This is a genomic window from Achromobacter sp. UMC71, from assembly GCF_014170305.1.
GTDB lineage: Bacteria > Pseudomonadota > Gammaproteobacteria > Burkholderiales > Burkholderiaceae_B > Achromobacter.
This window is the reverse complement of the sequence record NZ_LZZT01000047.1, coordinates 270439-291087: the sequence shown is the minus strand read 5'-3', so window position 1 is coordinate 291087 and position 20649 is coordinate 270439. Positions and strand designations below refer to the sequence as shown.

Here is a 20649-nt window from a genome sequence, read left to right as displayed (position 1 = left end):
TCGTAGCCAGATGAGACGCGAAAAGTGCTAATCGCGTTACAAATTAGTTTTTCCGCCGCGCGGCAGCACGGACACCCAGTAGCGGGTGCGGTAGCGCACCTGCAGCGGCAGGGTATCGGCGACGGTGGCCAGTACCCGGTCGATGTCGCCCGACGGAAACGCGCCCGAGATCGGCAGATGAGCCACTTCCGGCGCGCATTCGATCCAGCCGCTGCGGTAGCGTTGCAGCTCGGCCAGGAATTGCTTGAGCGGCATGCCGTCCACCTGCAGCATGCCGTGCTGCCAGGCCGACGGATCGCCCGCGATGGGTTCGGGGCGGTCGGCCACGCCGTCGCCAAAACGCAAGCCCATGCCGGCCGGTACCACCAGAGCGCCATCGCCAGCCGCCCCGCGCGGCGCCACGCGCACGGCGCCTTCCAGCACCTGCACGGCCGATACGCCGTCGTCGCGCCGCACCACGAAACGGGTGCCCAGCGCGGTGATGCTGCCTTCGCGGGTCCGTACGATAAACGGCCGGGCGATGCGTTCGGGATCGGGCGCGGTCTCGACCAGGATTTCGCCGGCATGCAGCGCGATCAGCCGCTGCTGGGCGTCGAACAGCACATCCATCGCCGTGGACGTGTTCAAGACGACACGGCTATGGTCGGCCAGCATGACCTCGCGCCGCGCCCCTGTCGGCGTGCGGTACTCGGCGACCCAGTTGCGCCAGGCGTCGTCGCGGTACGCCAGCCACGCAGCGCCGCCAGCGCTGAGCAGTAGCGCCAGCTTGCCCAGCGCGCGCCGGCGCCCCGCCGAGCGCGGCCGGCCCAAGACCGGCAGCACACCCTTGGGCAGTGCCTCGAACCGGCGCGTCAGGGCTTCGGTGCGTTGCCAGGCACGTTCATGTTCAGGATCAGCGCGGCGCCAGGCCTGCCAGGCCGCACGGTCGGCGTCGTTGGCGGTGCCAGACGTCAATCGTAGGAACCATTGCACCGCGCCGTCCAGCGCGCGCGGGTCAATGCCCCCGCCGCTCACGGCGCCAGTTCCAGGCATTGGCGCAAGGCCCGGGCGATGTACAGGCGCACCGACCCCACCGACACGCGCAGCCTCTTGGCGATCTCGGCATGCGTGATGCCTTCCAGCTGGCACAGCAGGAACGCACGCCTGACCGCGACGGGCAGGCCGTCGAGCATGGCGTCGATCTCGTACAGCGCTTCCAGGGCCAACGCGCGGGTTTCCGGCGAGGGGGCCATGTGGTCGGGCAGGTGCGCCAGCGTTTCCAGGTAGGCGCGCTCCAGGTCGCGGCGCCGCAGATGGTTCACCATCAGGCCATGGGCGATGGTGGCCAGATACGAACGCGGTTCACGGATAGCGCCCGGCTCGCGGCGGCTCAAGACCCGCAGATAGGTGTCATGCACCAGATCGGCCGCGTCGAACGCGCATCCTAGCTTTTTACGCAGCCAGCCCTGCAGCCAGCCCTGATGGTCTTGGTATAGCGTATGAAGCGTGTGCTGCGGGGTGGGATCGGTGGCAGCCATGAGGGACGCGCGGGTATAGATGAGAATAACTATAATTTACAATACAACTCACACTCCGGGTAAATGATTCCGCAGCGAGGCCAGAAAGCGTGGCAGCGTTGCGGGCGTCCGCCCGCACAAGCACAAAAAAGGGCAGTCCGAACCGGACTGCCCTTTTCGCATCACGACGCATCAGAACGCGTCATCGCAATGCCCTACTTCTTCTTACCCGACGCGTCCTGCTCGACCACCATGTCCAGCACATATACCTTCGACGGCGCATCGGCGGGCGGGTTCTTCCAATCGTAGCGCTTCACGCGCAGCACGGTGCGCACGCCGTCGTGGTGTTCGTAGCCTTCGATCGACTGATACAGCGGATGCCATTCTTCCTGCGGCGGCAGTTGCACGCCGGCATCGTTGTAGCGGCGCTCGCGCACCATCAGGCACTGGTAATTGGGAATCATCGGATGGCTGCATTGCGTGCGCTTGGCGGCCACTTCCAGGAAAATGGTTTCGCCCGGGCCGCCGTACAGCGTTTCCGGCGTCGGCTCGCCAACGAACTTGAGCACGCTACCGTCTTGCGCCACCAGGGTCAGGCCAGGTTCCGAGGCCTCGCCGCCCAGCGTGGCGCGCAGATCGCCCTTCAGATGGCGGCCGAGTTCGGCGTCCAGCTGCATCAGGCTCGGTTCGCATGCCTTCATGGTGGAGGCCAGGTTAGCGACGTGCAGCACGCCGTTCTGATACGTATAGCCGCCGAACTGCGCATTGCAGCCGCCGCGGATATTCAAGGCGTCAGCCGAGAACGTCAGGCGCACGGGCTGTTCGATGCCTTTCTGCAGGGCGGCGATGGCCTTGCCCGATGCGTCGGTGGCGGATGCCAGGCGCCAGTAATAGGCGGGCAGGCTCAACTGGGTCGAAGCGGACGTGGCGGCGGGGGTGGACATCGTGGACGATCCTTCGCTAGGAGAGGAAACCGGCGCGCAAGCCTGAAGCAGCGCGGCGCAAGCAGACGCCAGGAGGATTGTTTTTTTCATGGTTCGTTCCTATCAGCCATGTGGCACTGATGAAAACCCGGATTCTACGTCCGCAGCATGGACGAATTTGGCCAATCGGACGTTGGCTCGTATCAAAATCTTGCCGCGAGGCTGAACACAGCCTGACAAGATCATCGTCATGCAATGGCCGCTGCCCCTGGGCAATGACCCAAACGCGAGGGCTCGCCCACGCCGCGGCGCCCGCCTGTGCGCAATTACAGTCTGACACTCACACGCTGGCATCCGATATCTGCGTCGCTGCAACGATCTGCCCAGCTATGCAAAAGATTGCGAAATCCGTAGCGAGTTGAGCGGCCCATGGTGCGCCCAGGGGCGCACCATGGATCAGGTCTCGCTTCAGACCACCCGCAAGATCCCGGCCGCATCGCCCACACGCCCTTGCGCCGCCAGCGCCGACACTGCTTGACCGACCCGGGTTTCCGCGTCCGCCAAGGTCCGCGACAAGCCAAGCAGACGGCACACCGACTTGATCACATCCGCCTTGGGCGCATTGCCCGTCATGGCCAGCACCCGCAGCACGCCGTTGGCCAATTCCTCCAGGCAGACGTCATCGACCCGGCGGCGCGTGGCTTCGTCTTGCCCCGCGCCACGGAAACCCGCCCAGGTATCGGGCTGCACGCCGGTGGGCCAGTAATAGGTCACATCCCCTTCGCGCGTCTCGGCGACGTCGGCGGGCGTCAAGGTGCGCAGGCGCTCCACGATCCGCACTCCCGTGCGCTCCAGGCCCCAGGCGCGGGCCACCCGGCGATGCAGCACGGTTTCAGGAATGGGGCCCTCGGTATCGATGACCTGACGCAGCGCGTCCGCCAGACGGGCATTGTTGGCCCGGGTGTAGAACGCGTCGGCCTCGCCAGGCGGCAGGTCGGCTACCCGGTAGGGCGTAATGCCGCTGGCCGGATCGATCAGCGGCGCCACACCGGCCGGTGCCGTCGGCGTCGAAGCACCCGACCATCCCGCGGCGCCCTCTTCGGTGGTGATCACGAATTCCGCGCCATCGTCCTGTGTTCCGGTCTCGGACGGCGACGCCTCGTCGGGCTCCGCCTCGGGCGCCTCGTCCACCACACGCTCCAATTCCGTCTCCAGGCGCGCCAGCAGCTTTTCCACTTCCCGCTCGGGGTTGATCCACCAATCCGTGGACCAGACCCGGTGCAGCCGCCAGCCCAAGCCTTCCAATACGACCTGCCGCAGGCGGTCGCGATCGCGCGCGGTGGCGCCGGAATGGTAGGCACGGCCATCGCATTCGATGCCCAGCAGATACCGCCCCGGCGCGCGCGGATCCACCACGCCCATGTCGATGCGGTAGCCCGAGCAACCGACCTGCGGATGCACCACCCAGCCGCGCTCGCGCAGCACCTTGATGACCTGCGTCTCAAACGGGCTGTCGGGTTCGCGGCCCGAGGGCAGGGATTGCTCGACCAGCGCGCGCGGACCCTTGAGCGCGAATTCCAGGTAGTGCTTCAGGTCGCGCACGCCCGCCGCGCGCACCCGCGACAGGTCGATCTGCTCGGGCAGCAGCGTGCTGTAGATCACCACGCCCTCGCGGGCCCGCGAGATCGCGACGTTCAGGCGGCGGTGGCCGCCTTCGCCGTTCAGCGGGCCGAAGTTCATCGTCATCTTGCCGGCCGCATCCGGGCCGTAGGTGATCGAAAAATAGATCACGTCGCGCTCGTCGCCCTGCACGTTCTCCAGGTTCTTGATGAACAGCGGCTCGCGCGACTGGGCCGAGATGGCCTTGTCCAGCTCGGCATTGGCGCGGCGGCGCGCGTCCAGCAGGGTTTCGATGAGCGATTGCTGGGGCTGGTTGAAGGTGACCACGCCCAGCGTCTGGCGGCGGCGCGCCTTGTCCAGATAGTGCTGCTCGATACCCCTGACGATGGCTTCGGCCTCCTGCCGGTTGGTACGGCTGCCGCCACGGTCGTACACACCCGCCACGCGCTCCAGCCGCACAGCCACGTCATCGGTGACCGGCGACGGGAAGGTGATGAGCTGCGAGTCGTAATAGGTGACGTTGCTGAACGTGATCAGGCTTTCGTGCTTGCTGCGGTAGTGCCATTGCAGGCGCAGGCGGTTCATGTCCGCGCCCAGGCACTCGTCCAGGATGCTCTCCAGGTCTTCGACCTGGCCGTCGTCGCCGGCGCCGTCTTCTTCGTTCGTCGACTTGCTAAAGAAGCTGGTGGGCGGCAGCTGCTTGGTGTCGCCCACCACCACCAACTGCTGGCCGCGGGCGATGGCGCCCACCGAATCCCACACGGGAATCTGCGACGCTTCGTCGAACACCACGACGTCGAACTGCGAATGGCCGGCATCCAGGTACTGCGCCACCGACAGCGGCGACATCAGCAGGCACGGCTTCAGCTTAGGCAGCAGCGACGGCAGGCGCTGCATCAGCTGGCGCACCGGCACATGGCGGGCCTTCTTCTGCAGTTCGCGACGCAGCAGGCCCAGCTCGCTGTCGGGGCTGACCAGGATGCCGTTGCCCGCGGGCACCTTGCCGGCCAGCAATGCCCCGATATAGGCCGAGGTCAGTTGCTGGAAGCGGTCGTCGGCCTGGCGGAACTCGCGGATCTTGCGCTCGTGGTCGGCGCTGGAGAAAGACCGCAGCACCGGCGAGTGATCGATGATCTTCTTGACCCACCAATTGCGGTAGCTGTATTCGAAATGCGCCTCGACCTGGGCCAAGGGCACCTGGCCCTGCTCCAGCGACGCGACCAGGGCCTGCAATTGCAGCGCAATGGCCTGCTCGCGGGCCTGGCGCCAGACACACCAGGGCATCAGATACTGCTTGTGATGACGCCAGCCGGCCAGCACCGCCTGGATGCGTTCCAGCGCGGCGTTGTCATCCGCGCCGCCCTGTAGCGGTTCAACGGGCTGGGCCTGGGCCTGCACCGCCGCCAGCGTGTCCTGCACCGTGCGCCAGGCGTTGCGCGCCTCCAGCAGGCACTTGCCCAACGCCGCGCCAGGTTGCAGGAAGGCGCGGTTTTCCCCCACCAGCGGCTGCAAGCGCGTGCGCAGGTCGGTGGCCGCGGCCGGGTCGCCCGCCATCAGCGTCACTGCGTCGGCAAAGCGCTCGGCCCACTGTTCGTGGCGCCTGACCTGTTCCCAATCGGTGTCCAGACCCGCGTAGTCGTTCTGCAGCAGACGCTGGGCATCGGCCGTCAACGCCGCCAATTCGCGATCCTCGGCGTTGACGAGCGCCAGCGGGGCCAGCATCGCGTTGATGGCGGCATCGTCCGGGCGCTGGCCGTCGGCGCGCAGCGGCGCCAGCCGTTTACGCACGCCGCGCTTGGCAAAAGCGGACTTGGGCCACCAGGCGGTGCAGGCAGCCTGCCATTGCGCCTTCAGCGCGTTGCCGTCCAGTTGCGCCAGCTCGGCCGTCCACTGCGCGCCCACCTGCGCCCATTGCGCATTGCGCGCCAAACCATGCCGGGCCAGCGCCTGCACTTGCAGCCGGGCCGCCGGATCATGCGCCTGCGCGGCCAGGCCGGCGGGCACCTGCGGCGCGGCCAGCAGCACGTCGATCAGCGCATCCAGGCGGGCGTAGGCGTCCAGGCTCAGGCCGGCAGCCGGCACGCCCAGGCCTTCGCCTGCCGCGGCGATGCGGGCTTTGAAGCCGTCCACCGCCTGGTCCAGCGCCTGCGCCGACGCCAGTAGCGCGTCCTGCCAGCTGGGGCTCCATTCGGCCATGCCGATGTGGGCCAGCGGATGACCATGCAACGCGCCCAGCTCCCCGGACAGAGTCGCCATCCGGCGGGCGGCCTCGCGCAGTTGCGCCAACTCGCCGTAGCCGTGCGCGTGCGCATCGGGCCAGAACATCGGCGACGGCCCCTGGCCGGCGTGCTGGATGCTGGTGCCGATGGCGTCATACACCGTCAGGCCATTGGGATGCAGATGATGCAGCGCATCCACCAGGCCGTTCAGCTCCTGGCGCAACACGCCCAGGCGCTCGGCCTCGCGCAGCCAGTCGTCGCTGCTGCGCTGGCCGCTGTGGTCCAGCGCCTTGCCCAGCTGCTGCAGCACTTCGGATTTGCGGGCCTTGGACGAATGCAGCTCCAGGCAGAACGGCCCCAGGCCGATATTGGCCAGGCGGCGATGCACCACTTCCAGCGCGGCCATTTTTTCCGAGACGAACAGCACCGTCTTGCCGCGCGCCAGCAGATGCGCGATCAGGTTGGTGATGGTCTGGCTCTTGCCCGTGCCCGGCGGGCCTTCCAGCACCAGGTCACGGCCGGCATCGACGGCGCAGATCGCCTTCAGCTGCGACGAATCGGACAGCAACGGCGTCAACAGGTCCTGCGGGCTGTAGCTTTCGTCCAGCCGTTCAAAACGCGGATCCCACGGCGTTTGCGCAAAGGCCTGGCCCGGGCGATCGATCAGGTGCTGGACGACGCGATTGCTCTTGAGCTGCGCGCTGCGGTCCTGCAGATCCTTCCACATCAGGTACTTGGTGAACGAGAAGATGCCCAGGTGCACCTGCTCCAGCACCTCCCAGCCGGCGATCTCACGCACCGCCAGGCGGAACGCCTGCAGCACGCGCGCCACGTCCACGCCCTTGTCATCGGCCGGCAGCACGTCCAGGCCGGGGATGCGCAGTTCGTAATTGTTGCGCAGCATCTGCAGCAACGTGGGGTTGATGATGGTTTCATCGTCGTGCCTGACCAGCCGGAATCCGCTGCGTACGGATTGGCGCTGTAGCGACACCGGCACCAGGATCAGCGGCGCCAGGTGGGCGCTTTCCGCGGCCGGGTCTTCCGTCCAGCGCAGCATGCCCATGGCCAGGTACAGCGTGTTGGCGCCGCCCTCTTCCAGGCCGGTGCGCGCCGCGCCGAAGATGGTCAGCAGATTGGCGTCCAGGGCTTCTTGCGGCACCCGCGCGATCAATTCCTGGTTGCCCAGGGCCTCCAGCGCCATGTCGTCCAGCGGCGCGCGGCCGCCGCGGTCCACATGTACCTGCGCCACGCGCGGGTCGCTGCCTTCCATCAGCGCGGCGGGCAGCGCACGGATGCGGAACTCGCTGCCGTCGGCGATGGCGTCTTCCAGGCGCGCCAGGTCCGGCGCCACCAGCGGCAGCGTCGACTTGGTGTTCTTGAAATTCAGAAGCCGGTTGCGCAGCGTCAGATCCAGCAGGCGCGACTTCCACTTGGCCAGCCGGCCTTCGGGCGTATCGTCGGCCGGTTCCAGATTGATGACGAACTCCGGGTCCAGCGGCGGCAGGTCGGGGGTCGGCTCGATGGCGGCGGGCCGCTCGGTGGCCTCGGCCTCGCCAGGCACGGCGCTGCCCCCGCGCGACGGCAGCGGCTTGATCTGCAACTCCCTCGCGCGGTGCACGTCGATGGCGTAGCGGAATGTGTTTTCTTCCCGCAGGTGCGCGGCGCCCTGTTCCAGCGCCAGCCGCAGCGACGGGCGGAAATTGGGATGCTGGGCAATGCCGGTGGTTTCAAAGACCAGGAATTCACCGCTGTCCACGCGCTTGCGCACCGCCTGCACGTCGTCGGTCAGCGGGTCCGCGAAGCACGCCGGGTGCAGCCACACGCCCACCCAGGCATGGCCGTCCTTCATCAGGATCACGGGGCGCAGCCCGGCCTGCTCCAGGCACGACGAGAACAGCATCGCCAGGTCCAGGCAGGTCGCCACGCGGGCCTCCAGGATGCGGTCGGGCGTGCGGATCTTCTGGCCATCCACGCCGAACGAGGCCGGCGGTTCGGCGTAATGCAAGGTCTCGGCGGCCAACGTGCTGTAGATGGCCGACACCTGCTTCCAGACCACGTCGCGGCTCTTGGACTGGTAGCCGTTCATGGTCAGATCGCTATGCTGGCTGCGCAGCAGCTTGGCGGCCTTGCCGATCAGCACGTCCACCGCCGGATTGTTCGGCATCGAGAACGCGGCCAGCAACTCCGGCAAGGCGCGCGTGCCGGCCCATTGGTCGTACGCCAGCACGGCCACCGGCTGCGACGCGCGGCCCACGACCTGAGCGCTGGCCTGCACGGTGACGTCGATGCTGGCGCGCTGCGATTCCTGCAGACCGGCCAAGTAGCCATGATCCGGCGCCAGGTCCAGCGGCGCGATACGGCGGATTTCTCCTGGCACCAGCACGTCAAAGCGTAGCCGCGCGCTTTGCGCAAAGGCCGGATTGCAGCGGACGTGGACTTCCAGGTTCTCGAAGGTGTCTTGCGAACGATTGGTCAGGCGTAACGAACGCAGCACCGGGACGACGTTCTGGATCGATGCATAACCCAAGGTCGGATCGGCCTCGATGTCGATGACGATCGCGTCGCGGGCAAGCGATTCCGGCTCGCCATGCGCCACGGCCTGTGCCGCGCCCTCCTGGATGGCCGGTTGTTCCAGGTCTTGTCGCTTATCCATCGCTCTCTCTCTGTTCGGTTCATCGCCCACCGGCGCCGGCGGCGCGCATTGGGCAGCCGCAAGGGCTGCGCAGGCGCCGGACCCGGGCAATCGGGGCGGACGGAATACGCGTTGCGCGGGCGCGATGAGCCAGGCCGCGGCGGCAACGGGTTTCGCCCAGGGAATATAGACTGAAATACAAGGCTTGCCGGGCTGGCGTCCGTTTTTTTTGGAACGAAAACCAGCAGATTGGCAACGCATGATGTCGCACTTGGAATATTCGGGCGCCCGGCAACGTCCATACCCCTGACGGGCCGCGACTCGAAATGCTTGCGGCCTGTTCACGCCAACCCGCCGGTCACGCGCAGTTCGGGCGTTGACCGGCCTCGCCGGAGAGTCCCCGCTATGAAGTCGAACACGCTATTGGCCAGCGCCCTGCTTGCGCTGGCATCGCTGGCCGCCCAGCCCGCCTGGGCCGCGCAAGACCTGAACGTCTACGGCCCGGGCGGCCCGGCGCCCGCCATGAAAGAAGCCGCGGACGCCTTCGGCAAGCAGCATGGCATCCAGGTCAAGGTCACCGCCGGCCCCACGCCCGCCTGGGCCGAGCAGGCCAAGCAAAATGCCGACGTGCTGTTCAGCGGTGCGGAAAACATGATGAGCGGCTTTGCCACCGCCCTGCCCGGCCTGTTCGACCTGCGCGAAGCACGCACGCTGTACCTGCGGCCCTCGGCGATCCTGGTGCGGCCCGGCAATCCCAAAGGTATCCAGGGGTTCAAGGACCTGCTCAAGCCTGGCATCAAGGTCATGGCCGTTTCCGGCGCGGGCCAGACCGGCCTGTGGGAAGACGTGGCCGGCCGCCTGGGCGACATCGACACCGTGCGCGCCTTCCGGGCCAACCTGATGTTGCCCGAAGCCGGCAACAGCGCCCAGGCGCGTAGCCAATGGGCCGAGGACAAAAGCATCGATGCCTGGCTGATCTGGAACATCTGGCAGGTCTCGAACCCCACACTGGCCGACGTGGTGCAGGTGGAAGAGCCGTATCGCATCTACCGCGATGCCGGCGCGGTCGTCACCCGGTACGGCAAGGACAATCCGCAAGCGCAGGCTTTCGTGGATTTCCTGGCCTCGCCCGACGGCCGCGCGATCTTCGAGAAATGGGGCTGGAAGACAGACTGACGCGGCCCGGGCACGGGCCATTGCAGCAGGCGGATAGCGCGAAATTCCTGACGTTTTGCTGAGAGATTTCATCGATCCTCTACCGCCGCCGTTCAGCGATAATCACGCAACTTCACTACTGCCTGGTTTCATCGATGCGCCTGCGTCCCGCTCTGCTGCTCTGCCCGCTGGTCTATGCCCTGCACGCGCCCCTGGCGTTGGCGGACACCCGGGTGCAATCCCTGGATCAGGTTCCCGGCGCCATCAAGACCCAGGACGCGCGCAAGCTGTACGACGCCCAGATGAGCGGCGCACCCCAGCCCGATGGCCTGGGCGCGCAACTGCCGGCGGAGTTCACCGACACGTTCCTGCTGCAGCAACTGGCGCCCGGCCAGAATCCCAAGCGGCTGCTGGTGGCCGGCGCCAAGGCCTGGCCGCAGCGGCCCGGATCGTTCGTCACCATGGTCTGCCTGGCGGCCACCGCCGAGCGCGCCGAACGGCTCCAGAAATATGGCGGCGGCGGCTGCAACAACCTGTCGCGCGACGAAGACAAGAACGAGATGTGGGTCGGCGTATTTGAATCAGCCCCAGGCGCCGCGCCCAAGCTGGTGGCGCGCACCGACGGCCCGGTCACCACACAGACCGACTGGAGCGACACCGACATCGACCTGCCCATCGATCTGGACATGCAGGACGCCGGCACGCCGCGGCTATCGCCGCCGCAAAGCTGGAAGCGCTTTGACCTGGCGCCGTACAAGATCGCCCCCGACGCCGTGGCCTTTGGCCTGCGCGCCGGCTGGAGCGAAGGCTACGCCGGCGGCGGCGCCGACTTCGAAGCGCTGTACCTGTTCCGCATCGACGGCGCAGCCCTGCGGGTCGTCTTCGCCCAGCCCATGTCGTTCAGCAAATCGATCGCTGGTGACTGGAACCCGGACGGCACACGCGAACATGACGTATCGGACGCCAGCAATTCCCTGGTGTTGCTGCCCGGCAAGACGGGCGGCTACTTTGATATCCAGCTGCGCCAGCAAGGCGGAAAGTGGAAGCGGACCTTCAAATGGTCCGCGGCCAAGCAGGCATATGAATGAACGCGGCGATAAGCCGAGCTTCTCTCGCTACACCGCATCCACATAATTAGGCTTGCCGCCCAGGAACTTCAGCAGTTCCTCGGGCTGGTCCACCGCCGCCAGCGGAATGAAATACACCTCGTCGGGCACGTCCTTGCGTTGCACCGGAATGATCTGCAGATAATCCGGCGTCAGGGCGATCAATTCGATCTTGTCGTTTTCGTAATCGGATTCGAAATGGCTGCCGTTCTGCTCCAGCACGAAACGATCCGGATAGAACCGGGCTGAACCGCGCAGACTGTCGGCGCCCTTGAAAATGGTTTTGCGGATCATGCGCTTGAGCACCCACTTGGGTGTGGGCTGCCCGTTGCCCAGGCCTTTGATGATGCGGCGGGTCTTGGCCGCGGCGATGAAGCTCAATGCCATCAGCAGTATCACGCTGGCGAAGACCGCGGTATTGGCGCCGACCTTGCCGGTCGTCAGTTTCTCGATGCCGACGATGACGATGGACGCCAGGAACGCGCCATGGCGCACCCAGGTCCAGTTGCGCGTCGCCGCATTGACCACGTCCGCCGCGCGCTGGCGCTGCGCCAGCAGGTGGGATTCCAGTTTTTCCAGGGGCAGGTCGTAGTCGGCTTGGCTGATGGGTACGGCGTCGGTCATACGGAAGAACCTTTCTTGGCGCAAGAAAAAGGGCAATTATGCCTTTCCCGCCCGATCTTGCGCTGCTGCTTCCGTTGACAACGCCGCGGCGTTCCGGCGGCAAGCCCGGAATGGCCGCGGCGGCGCCCGCTATCGCTGGCTGAACCGGACCCGCGCCATGGACAGCGACACCAAGGCCATCAGGGCCACGGCAAACAAGTAATAGCTGGGCGACAAGCGGGAGCCCGTGCTGTCTATCAGCCACGTCAGGATAAACGGCGCAAAGCCGCCGAAGATCGTGACCGCGATGTTGTAGCCTAGCGACAGACCGGTCGTACGGACCTGCACCGGGAATATGGCGGACATCAACGCGGGCATCGGTGCGAAATAGGCGGTGGCCAAGACGCCCAGGACCACCTGCACGCCCATCAGTACGGCAACCGTCGGGTGCGACACCAGCACGAAGAACAGCGGATAGCACAACACCGCCGTCAGCGCCGCGGTAACCGTCATGATGCGGGCGGGGCCGATGCGGTCGGCCCAAGCGCCCACGAAGGGCGAGCCCACCGTCATGATCACGCCGGTCACCAACGTCGCCAGAAAGCCGATCGTCGGCGGCAGCCCCAATTGACGTATCGAGTACGTCGGCATGTACAGGGCGAGATAATTGCCCACCGAACCCAGCGCCACAAACCCGACCGTGACGGCCAGTCGCAGCTTCTGACCCGCGAACATATCGCCCAACGGCGAATCCGACGCTTTGGCCGCGCTGAATTCCGGCGTTTCATCCATGTGGCGACGGATGTAGTAGCCGACCGGCGCGATCAGCAAGCCGAAAATAAACGGCACCCGCCATCCCCAGCTTTCCAATTGCGCTTGCGTCAGGCCGGCATGCAGCGCCGTGCCGAACACCGCAGCCAGCAAGATCGCAGCGCCCTGGCTGGCGACCTGCCAACTGGCGTAATAGGCGCGCCGGTCGGGGGCATACTCGATGAGAAACGCGGTGGCGCTGCCGAACTCGCCGCCGGCGGAAAAACCCTGGATCAGCCGCGCGATCAGGATGATCACCGATGCCGTGACGCCAATCTGAGCATGCGTGGGCACCAGCACGATCAGCAGTGTGCCGATCATCATCAGGAAAATAGACGCGGTCAGGGCTGCCTTGCGCCCGGCCCGGTCCGCATAGGTGCCCAGCACGATAGCGCCCAACGGCCGCATCAGGAACGACACGCCGAAGGTTGCCAGCGCCAGCAGCAGCGATGAGCTTTCGCTGGCCGACGGAAAGTACAGCTTGGCGATGACCAGCGCGAAGGTGCCGTACGCGATCATGTCGAACCATTCCAGCGCATTGCCGATCGACGCGGCGATCACCGCCCGGCGAGCCTGCTTGCGACGGGCGGCATCCGCCGCGGGCACCGCAACCGGCCTTGCCGCGCCCAGCGGCACGCTTTCAGAAATACTCATGTCTCTTTCCCTTTGGTTTATTGAGTTGATGACGCGTCGGCCTGTTCAGTCGGCCATTTGCAAGTGATCGGCAAGCTTTTCCATGAACCGCTCGCAGACGCGGATCTGGTCGAGGTCCACATATTCGTCGGCGCGATGCGCCTGCTGCAGGTTGCCCGGGCCGCACACCACGGCGGTCATGCCTGCCCGCTGGAACAGGCCGGCTTCGGTGCAATAGGCCACCTTTTCCATGGTCCGCGCACCGGTCAGCGCCTGGACCAACCTGGCGATTTCCGCCTGCGCCGCAGTGTCGAAGCCCGGCACTTGCGCCAATACTTCCAGCTCGATATCCGCCGCCGGGTTCTCGGCCTTGATACGCTCGCGCAATTCGCCAGTGATGTAGCCGCGCAGCCCACCGATGACGTCCGCCGCCAGGACGCCCGGGATGGTGCGGAATTCAAATTCGAACTGGCACCGGTCCGGAATCGTGTTCACCGACAAGCCGCCGCGGATCAGACCGGTGTTCGCCGTGGTGAATGGCACCTCGAAATCACGATCGAACGGGCCGCTCCGGCGATGGCTGTCCGCCATGTCCCGGATATGGCAGATCGCCCGGGCTGCGTACTCGATGGCATTGACGCCGTGCGGCGTCAGCGACGAATGCGCGGCGTGGCCGTGCACCGTGCAGCGATATAGGTTGCTGCTCTTGTGCGCCGAGATCACCCGCATTTCGGTGGGTTCTCCCACGATGCAGCTGTCCGGCCGTATGCCGATCCGGGCCAGCTCGCGCAGCATCGCGTCGGCGCCCAGACAGCCTACTTCCTCGTCATAGCTGAACGCCAGGTGCAGCGGCACCCGCAGCCGCCGCGATGCGAAGACAGGCAACATGGCCAACGCCACGCCGATGAAACCCTTCATGTCGCACACGCCGCGGCCATACAGCCGGCCGTCCCGCACGACGGGGATGAACGGGTCGCTGCTCCAGTCCTGGCCATCGACGGGCACCACGTCCGTATGCCCGGACAGCACGATGCCGCCTTGCGTGGCGCCATCGTGCGCGGGCAGCGTGACGAAGAGATTGGCCTTGGTCCGATCTGCATTGTGGAACAGCCGGGGGCTATGCCCCGCTGTGGCCAGATGATCGCGCACGGCTTCGACAAGTCCCAGGTTGGACAGTCGGCTGGTGGTGTCGAACCGCACCAGACGGTCGATCCAGGGCAGCGAAAGGGGGAGATCTGAAGGCATCATGGGTCGCATCCAAAATGGAAAGCCGGCACGATACGCCTGCGGGCGAGCCGGCCGATCAAGGGTTGATCAATCCGCCTGGCCCCGATGCCGCGCCAGATAGCGGGACAGCCGCTCCACCCCTTCGTCCAGGCGCTCGTGCACGCTGGCATAGCACCACCGTAGATAGCCCTCGCCCTCGGGTCCGAAAGCCACGCCGGGCGCCAAGCCCAGGCCGCCGCGCACGACCAGGTCTTTGCAGAATCCCAGGCTGTCCGTCACGCCATCGATCCGGAAGAACGTGTACATGGCGCCGGGCGCGCTGCCCGCCAGCGTTACGCCGGGCACGCCCAGCAGGCGCGATGCCAGGTGGTCGCGCGCGGTGCGCAGGCGTGCCACGGTGCGGGCAATAACGGGTTCGCCTTGTTCAAGCGCGCATTGCGCGGCGGTCTGCACGAAACCCGGCGTGCAAGTGTTGCTGTATTCGATCAGTTTGCCGATCTCGGGCAGCAAGGATCGCGGCACCGTCAGCCAGCCAATGCGCCATCCCGTCATCAGCCAGGCCTTGGAAAAGGAATTGCAGCTGACCACCCGGTCGTCGGGGTGGGCGATATCCAGAAACGTGGGCGCCGCCGCCCCATCGTAGTAATAGCGCTCGTAGACGTCGTCAGCGATGATCCAGATGCCGTGCTTGCGGCAGTGCGCCAGCACCGTGCGCTGCTCATCGGCGGACAGCACCCAGCCGGTAGGATTGTTCGGCGAATTCACCAGCAACGCACGCACATCCGGGGTCAGGGCCCGCAGCAGCGCATCCAGGTCCAGGCGCCAGCCGGATTCGGAAAACTCCAGCGCCACGGTCGTCACGCGGGCGCCCAGCACCTTCGGCATTTCCACCAGGTTGGGCCACAGCGGGGTTACCGCGACGACATGGTCGCCATTGCCCACCAGCGCCTGCACCGCCGTCATCAGCGCTGACGTACCCGAGCTGGTGACCGCGATGTTGTCGACATCCCGGCGGCCATGCAGCCGGCTGACATAAGCGGCCAGGCTTTCACGCAAAGCCGGCGTGCCCAAGGTCTGCACGTAGAAAGTCTGGCCGGAGGCGATGTGCGCAATGGCCGCATCGCGGAACGCCTGCGGTGTCTGCTCATCCGGTTCACCAAACCAGAAGGGCAGCACGTCGGGCTGGCCCAAACCCGCGTTGGCCACCTCCCGGATCTGCGAAGATCGCAAGCTGCGCACGGCGGTCCGGGCGCCCGGAAAGGTATCGGGAGAAAGGGTGTCTGTCATCGGAAAATCTGCCAGAAGAATAGGAAATCGGTCGGAACAAGGCCGCCGCTCAGCCGCAAGCCGCCGCGAATTGGGCCCTGGCCTGCCGGGCGCCGCGCGCCAGCCACGCCACATCGGAGTGCAAGGCAATGAACTGCACGCCGCGCTTGCGGTAGCTGGCCGCCTCCTCAGCGCTGTTGGCGAAAATGCCGACCGCCTTGCCATGGGTCCGTGCAGCCTGCATGACGCTTCCCACGGCGTCGACCACGGCGCGATGCGTCATGTCGCCCAGGTGGCCCAGGCTGGCCGCCAGGTCGGCCGTGCCGATGAACAAGCAATCCGCGCCCGGCAGCGCGGCAATCGCGTCGATATTGCGTATGGCTTCTGCAGACTCGATCTGCAGGATCGCGCAGGCCTGCCCGTTCGCCTCTGCCACATAGGCGGGGTCCTGCCCATACCGCCCCGCGCGCACCAACCCGGCCACGCCCCGCGTGCCGGCATTGCCATTGGACGGAAAGTGCATGGACGCAATCGCGCGACGCGCGTCTTCGACCGTATCCACGTTCGGAAACACGATGGTCTGCGCACCGCAGTCCATGGCGCGCTTGACCAGCACCGCATCATTGGCCGTCACCCGCACTGCGGCATGCGTCGCCGCACCATGCGCCCGGGCCGCCTCGATTGCCCGCAACTGCGCCGTCGTGCTCTCGACGTCGTTGGGCGCATGCTCCATGTCGACCACCAGCCAGTCAAAACCGCAATGCGCAATGGCTTCGGCGACGGCGGGACTGGCCAGGGTCAGCCAGCAGCCTTCGGTGGGAGTAAGTGTCAGCAAGGCATGGCGGACAGGATTCGGATTCTTCACAGCGGCTCCTCTTGATCGATCTTTTTTTCGGGGTGCGCAAACCCCGTTCAAGTTCGACAAAGATATCTGTGAACGACTGAAGAAATTTCGTGATTTTTAGCCGTTATGTGTAAAAATTTAGAATGATTTAACGGTTAACTTCAATTTCTTCGACGAATCGTGCAAAACAAGAATTTTGATCCCACAGACATGCAGATTCTGGCCGCGTTGCAGGTGGATGGACGCCTGTCCAGCGCGGAATTGGCCGACCGGGTCTCGCTCACGCCATCGCCCTGTTGGCGCCGGGTCAAACGGCTGGAAGACGACGGCGTCATCCGCGGCTACCGTGCGGATGTCGACGTAAAAAAGCTAGGCTTCGGTGTCACCGCCTTCGTGTGGATTTCGCTGGACAAGAAGGGCGCTGAACACGTCAAGGCATTCGAAGACGCCATTCGCAACGTTCCCGAGGTCCTGACCTGTCATTGCGTCTCGGGCCGCTACGACCACCAACTGACGGTGATCGCCCGCGACCTGGACACCTTCGGTGACCTGACGCGCTACGTGCTGGGTGCACTGCCCGGCGTGAAGGAGGTCTACACCTCTTTCGTCCTGAAGGAAGTCAAGGGCGCCGGACAAGCAATTTCGCTGCCGCTGGCCTAGCAAGAAAAAAACCCGCATCGCCCTTGCGGGACCATGCGGGTTTGATGGGCGACGCCCGGCGGCGGGCGCCCGGCGTGCACCGTATCAACCAAATACGCGGAAACGCTCGGCGTCGTCCATGAAGGCCTTTTCGCCAAAGCCGTTTTCGTTCGAGCCGAACGGCATCTGCGCGCGCAGCTTCCAGTAGGCCGGCACGTTCCACTCGCGGGCGACGACATCGTCGATCAGCGGGTTGTAGTGCTGCAGGCTGGCGCCCACGCCGGCGTTGGCCAGCGCGCTCCAGACCGACAGCTGGGCCATGCCGCCCGCTTGCTCGGACCACACCGGGAAATTGTCGGCGTACAGCGCAAACTTCTCTTGCAGGCCGCGCACCACGCCCTGGTCTTCGAAGAACAACACAGTGCCCACGCCGGCGGCGAAGCTCTTGAGCTTGGCTTCGGTCTTGTCGAAGCCTTCGGCCGGGGCCACCTTGCGCACTTCTTCAATGGCCAGGTTCCAGAGCTTGTCGCTTTCGGCGCCGAACAGGATCACCGCGCGCGAGCTCTGCGAGTTGAACGACGACGGGCTGTGCTTAATCGCGTCCTGGATCAGGGTCGTCAGTTCCTCTTTCGAGGCGGTCAGGTTGCGACCCAGCGAATACTGCGTGCGGCGCTTCTTCAGTGCGTCGATATATGCGTTGCTCATGAGGATATGCCTTTCGACTAGTAGATAGAGGGGTAACGAGTGAGCAAATTCTACTGGCCGAGGATGTTGGCGACCACCGGTTCAGACCAGAAAAGCGGGATTTTTGCCGGAACAAACTGTTCCAGTTTTGTAGCGAATAAGGGCGGTTTACTTGCACCGCACGGGTATTTCAGACGAACCACCCTGTGGCCGATCAAGCCCGGCCACAGGGCGTCACGTCTATCCGGCGGAAGTCCCAGCCTATTGAGTGACCAGCTCCACCCGGCGGTTCTTGGCGCGGCCGTCCTCGGCGCTGTTGGAGGCCACCGGGGCCAGCGAAGCCACGCCCTTGGCGGACAGGCGCGCGGCGGGAATTTGGTACGACGCGGTCAACGCCTTGACCACCGCGTCCGCGCGCCGCTGCGACAGATCCAGGTTGCCGGCCAGGCTGCCCTGGTTGTCGGTGTGACCCACCACGTACACGTTGAGCTTGGGGTCGGCCTTGAGCAGCTTGCCCATTTCGTCCAGCGCGGCCTTCGATTCCGCCTTGACCTCGGCCTTGTCGGTATCGAAATACACCCCGTAGACGGCGACCTTACCGGATTCGGCCAGCGCCTTTTCCATCGCCGTCGCATCCAGCACGCTGACCTGGCCCGTCTGCATGGGCTTGGTTTCGACCACCTGCAGGAAGACCGGCGTGATTTTGTTGGATTCGTCCTGCATCACGTCCAGGAACACGTAGACATCGCCCGTCGGCGCTTCCTTCTTGGCCAGCACCGCGTAGTACTTGCCGCCAAAGCTCGCGTCGCCCTGGCCCGGCGGGCGCACCTTATTGCTGTTGATGACGAAGGACTGGAAACTGCCGCCGCATTGCTCGTCGTTCTTGCACTCGAACACGGTCTTGAATCCGCCGGTCTGCAGCGCATTCTGGTAATTGCGATAGACCTCAAGTGCGGACTTCGTGCCGTCGATGCGATACGAGATACGGGTGATCTTGCCCTCCCGGTCCAGGGTCTTGGCCTCGGACTCCTGCTCGATGGGCCGGTCGGGCATGACGGCTTCGTCATAATCCAGCTGCTGATAGGCGCGGATCTCGGCGCCCTTGAAACGCGTGAGCAGCGGATGGTCCTTGGAGCCAGCCACATCTTCGGCATGGCCCGGCAGCGCGGTGGACAACAGCATGGCGCCCAGCAGCGCCAACAGCGTGGTTCTGGTCGTGCGTACCGTCACGTTCGGAGACTCCTGTAAGCGAATTTCGAAAAATGAACCGGTTACCGCAGGTTGTCAGCGGCGAATGACGGCCATTATGCATCGGGGGCTTTAAACCGCAAGCCGAGGGCGTGCCAAAATGGCGGCAGACTGCGTTATCTTCACACGCAAGGATACCCATGCTGAAAGACCGCGGATTTCAGATTGGATTGGCCGTGTTTGTGCTGGTCGCCGGCCCGCTCGTTTATCTGCTCCTGCCCAAGAGTTCGGGCTATCCGTCCATCGGCGGCGGTAGCTACGACCTGTCGAACTTCGTCTACACCTTGGCGTTGCTGGCGTTCACGGGGCTCTGGACGCTCGTGACCCTGCTGCTGGGAATGAGCCGCAACGCCTTGCTGGCAAAACGGGCGGCGGCATGGGCGGCCGTGGGCGCGGTGACCTTCGTGGTCTCCCTCATCGCGTTCGGGCGCCACCTGAATTGACAGCTGACCCGCACGGCCAGATGCCGTGCGGCCTCCGAGCAGGCCGCTACGCTTGCAGGCCTTTACCATTACGCCTACTTTCCATCCGCATCCCGCCATGCCCCTGCTCAATCTCGCCGACATCGCCCGCGACCTGCCCGACACTTGGAAATCCCGGGTGCTCGCCCAAGCCGGCGCCTGCAACATCAAGGTCCTGAAAATGGACGGCCAGGCGTCGCCGGCGGAAACCCACGACTACAACGAGGCGCTCATCGTCATCAGCGGGGTATTGCGCCTGTGCGTGCAAGGCGAAGACATCGACGTGGCCGCGGGAGACATGTATCTGGCGCCCGCCGGCATCGCGCACGCCGTTGCCCAGGGCAGCCACGGCGTGCTCATGATCATCGACCCGATCGAAAGTTGACGCGGCTGGCGGGCCGGCCGGTCCGATCAAACACCGCCAATTGTTGACTGATCGGTACAATATTGATTTAATCCAGCCTGAATCGACATCGCAGGATCAAAGCCGTGAGCGGAAGACCGAAGGAATATGACGACGACGCCGTCATAGACGCCGCCATGCAGGTTTTCTGGAGCAATGGCTACGAAGCCTGCTCGACGCAGGAACTGTGCGAACGCACGGGCCTGGGCCGCGGCAGTCTTTACCATGCCTTTGGCAGCAAGCAGCACCTCTACGAAATGGCGTTGCGCCGCTACCAGGAACGAGCGATCCAAACGCAAGCCGGCACCCTCTCGACGCCTGGCTCCGCCAAGGACAAGCTGCGCGCGCTGCTGCAGTGGGGCATGGACGACGACCTCGACCCGGCGAATCGGCGCAGTTGCATGGCGCTGTTCTCCGCAATGGAACGCAGCAGCAAGGACCCGGCGATCGACAGGATCAACCGTGCCTATGTCGACCAGCTGGAAGCCGCCCTGCGCCACGTCATCGAGACCGGCCAGCGCACCGGCGAACTGCGTGCCGACCAGCCGCCCGCGCAAGTGACCCGCGCCTTCCTGGCCAGCTACTACGGGCTGCGCATCCTGGGCCAATCCATGCCGGATCGCGCCTTTCTGCAAGATGTCGTCGAAGGCACGTTGGCGGCGCTGTAACCCCGCAAGATC

The 20649-nt window shown here is 65.4% G+C and carries 17 protein-coding genes; 6 read left to right on the top strand and 11 right to left on the bottom strand.

The window, feature by feature from the left end; genetic code table 11:
* Positions 1-36: 36 nt before the first annotated feature.
* From A9974_RS24040 to A9974_RS24025, 4 genes are all read right to left on the bottom strand, one after another.
* Positions 37-1014, bottom strand: coding sequence for a FecR domain-containing protein (locus tag A9974_RS24040; protein ID WP_370539679.1), 978 nt, complete (start codon positions 1012-1014; stop codon positions 37-39).
* Positions 1011-1517, bottom strand: a complete 507-nt coding sequence (locus A9974_RS24035; RefSeq protein ID WP_183006715.1) for a sigma-70 family RNA polymerase sigma factor — start codon at positions 1515-1517, stop codon at positions 1011-1013. Before A9974_RS24035 ends, A9974_RS24040 begins: the two co-directional genes overlap by 4 nt.
* A 194-nt stretch (positions 1518-1711) precedes the next feature.
* The gene (locus tag A9974_RS24030; protein WP_220806092.1) at positions 1712-2440 is read right to left on the bottom strand and encodes an META and DUF4377 domain-containing protein; all 729 of its coding nucleotides are present in this window, start codon (positions 2438-2440) and stop codon (positions 1712-1714) included.
* 447 nt (positions 2441-2887) lie between these two features.
* Positions 2888-8911 (bottom strand): DUF3320 domain-containing protein, encoded by a 6024-nt coding sequence (locus A9974_RS24025; protein WP_183006713.1) that lies wholly within the window; start codon positions 8909-8911, stop codon positions 2888-2890.
* A gap of 384 nt (positions 8912-9295) precedes the next feature.
* Between A9974_RS24025 and A9974_RS24020 the strand changes: the two genes are divergently transcribed.
* Both A9974_RS24020 and A9974_RS24015 read left to right on the top strand, forming a co-directional pair.
* Complete coding sequence (locus tag A9974_RS24020; RefSeq protein ID WP_183006712.1) at positions 9296-10066, top strand: extracellular solute-binding protein; 771 nt, start codon at positions 9296-9298, stop codon at positions 10064-10066.
* 134 nt (positions 10067-10200) lie between these two features.
* Entirely contained in the window at positions 10201-11133 is a 933-nt protein-coding gene (locus A9974_RS24015; RefSeq protein ID WP_183006711.1) for a hypothetical protein, read from the top strand.
* Positions 11134-11160: 27 nt separating this feature from the next.
* Here the strand turns inward: A9974_RS24015 and A9974_RS24010 are convergent, their stop codons facing one another.
* The 5 genes from A9974_RS24010 to A9974_RS23990 form a co-directional block, all read right to left on the bottom strand.
* Complete coding sequence (locus A9974_RS24010) at positions 11161-11775, bottom strand: hypothetical protein (protein ID WP_183006710.1); 615 nt, start codon at positions 11773-11775, stop codon at positions 11161-11163.
* Between the two features lie 129 nt (positions 11776-11904).
* Positions 11905-13218 carry an MFS transporter gene (locus A9974_RS24005; RefSeq protein WP_183006709.1) on the bottom strand — a complete coding sequence of 438 codons (1314 nt, stop codon included), beginning with the start codon at positions 13216-13218 and terminating at the stop codon, positions 11905-11907.
* Positions 13219-13263: 45 nt separating this feature from the next.
* Positions 13264-14454, bottom strand: coding sequence for an acetylornithine deacetylase (argE, locus tag A9974_RS24000; RefSeq protein WP_370539678.1), 1191 nt, complete (start codon positions 14452-14454; stop codon positions 13264-13266).
* 57 nt (positions 14455-14511) lie between these two features.
* Positions 14512-15711, bottom strand: coding sequence for a pyridoxal phosphate-dependent aminotransferase (locus A9974_RS23995; protein ID WP_183006707.1), 1200 nt, complete (start codon positions 15709-15711; stop codon positions 14512-14514).
* Positions 15712-15760: 49 nt separating this feature from the next.
* The gene (locus tag A9974_RS23990) at positions 15761-16555 is read right to left on the bottom strand and encodes an aldolase/citrate lyase family protein (protein WP_183006706.1); all 795 of its coding nucleotides are present in this window, start codon (positions 16553-16555) and stop codon (positions 15761-15763) included.
* Between the two features lie 189 nt (positions 16556-16744).
* On the opposite strand from A9974_RS23990, the gene A9974_RS23985 reads away from it, so the two are divergent.
* Positions 16745-17194: an Lrp/AsnC family transcriptional regulator gene (locus A9974_RS23985; RefSeq protein ID WP_183006705.1), complete on the top strand. Its 450-nt coding sequence runs from the start codon at positions 16745-16747 to the stop codon at positions 17192-17194.
* A gap of 84 nt (positions 17195-17278) precedes the next feature.
* On the opposite strand, the gene A9974_RS23980 is transcribed toward A9974_RS23985, so the two are convergent.
* Together A9974_RS23980 and A9974_RS23975 are read right to left on the bottom strand one after the other, a co-directional pair.
* Entirely contained in the window at positions 17279-17878 is a 600-nt protein-coding gene (locus A9974_RS23980; RefSeq protein WP_183006704.1) for a nitroreductase family protein, read from the bottom strand.
* Positions 17879-18118: 240 nt separating this feature from the next.
* Complete coding sequence (locus A9974_RS23975; RefSeq protein ID WP_183006768.1) at positions 18119-19039, bottom strand: OmpA family protein; 921 nt, start codon at positions 19037-19039, stop codon at positions 18119-18121.
* 206 nt (positions 19040-19245) lie between these two features.
* Between A9974_RS23975 and A9974_RS23970 the strand changes: the two genes are divergently transcribed.
* The 3 genes from A9974_RS23970 (at position 19246) to A9974_RS23960 (ending at position 20637) form a co-directional block, all read left to right on the top strand.
* Positions 19246-19548, top strand: a complete 303-nt coding sequence (locus A9974_RS23970; protein ID WP_183006703.1) for a hypothetical protein — start codon at positions 19246-19248, stop codon at positions 19546-19548.
* A 97-nt stretch (positions 19549-19645) separates the two neighbouring features.
* The gene (locus A9974_RS23965; RefSeq protein WP_183006702.1) at positions 19646-19951 is read left to right on the top strand and encodes a cupin domain-containing protein; all 306 of its coding nucleotides are present in this window, start codon (positions 19646-19648) and stop codon (positions 19949-19951) included.
* 104 nt (positions 19952-20055) lie between these two features.
* A complete protein-coding gene (locus A9974_RS23960; RefSeq protein ID WP_183006701.1) occupies positions 20056-20637 on the top strand; it encodes a TetR/AcrR family transcriptional regulator in 582 nt (193 codons plus the stop codon).
* The last annotated feature ends 12 nt before the right edge of the window (positions 20638-20649 follow it).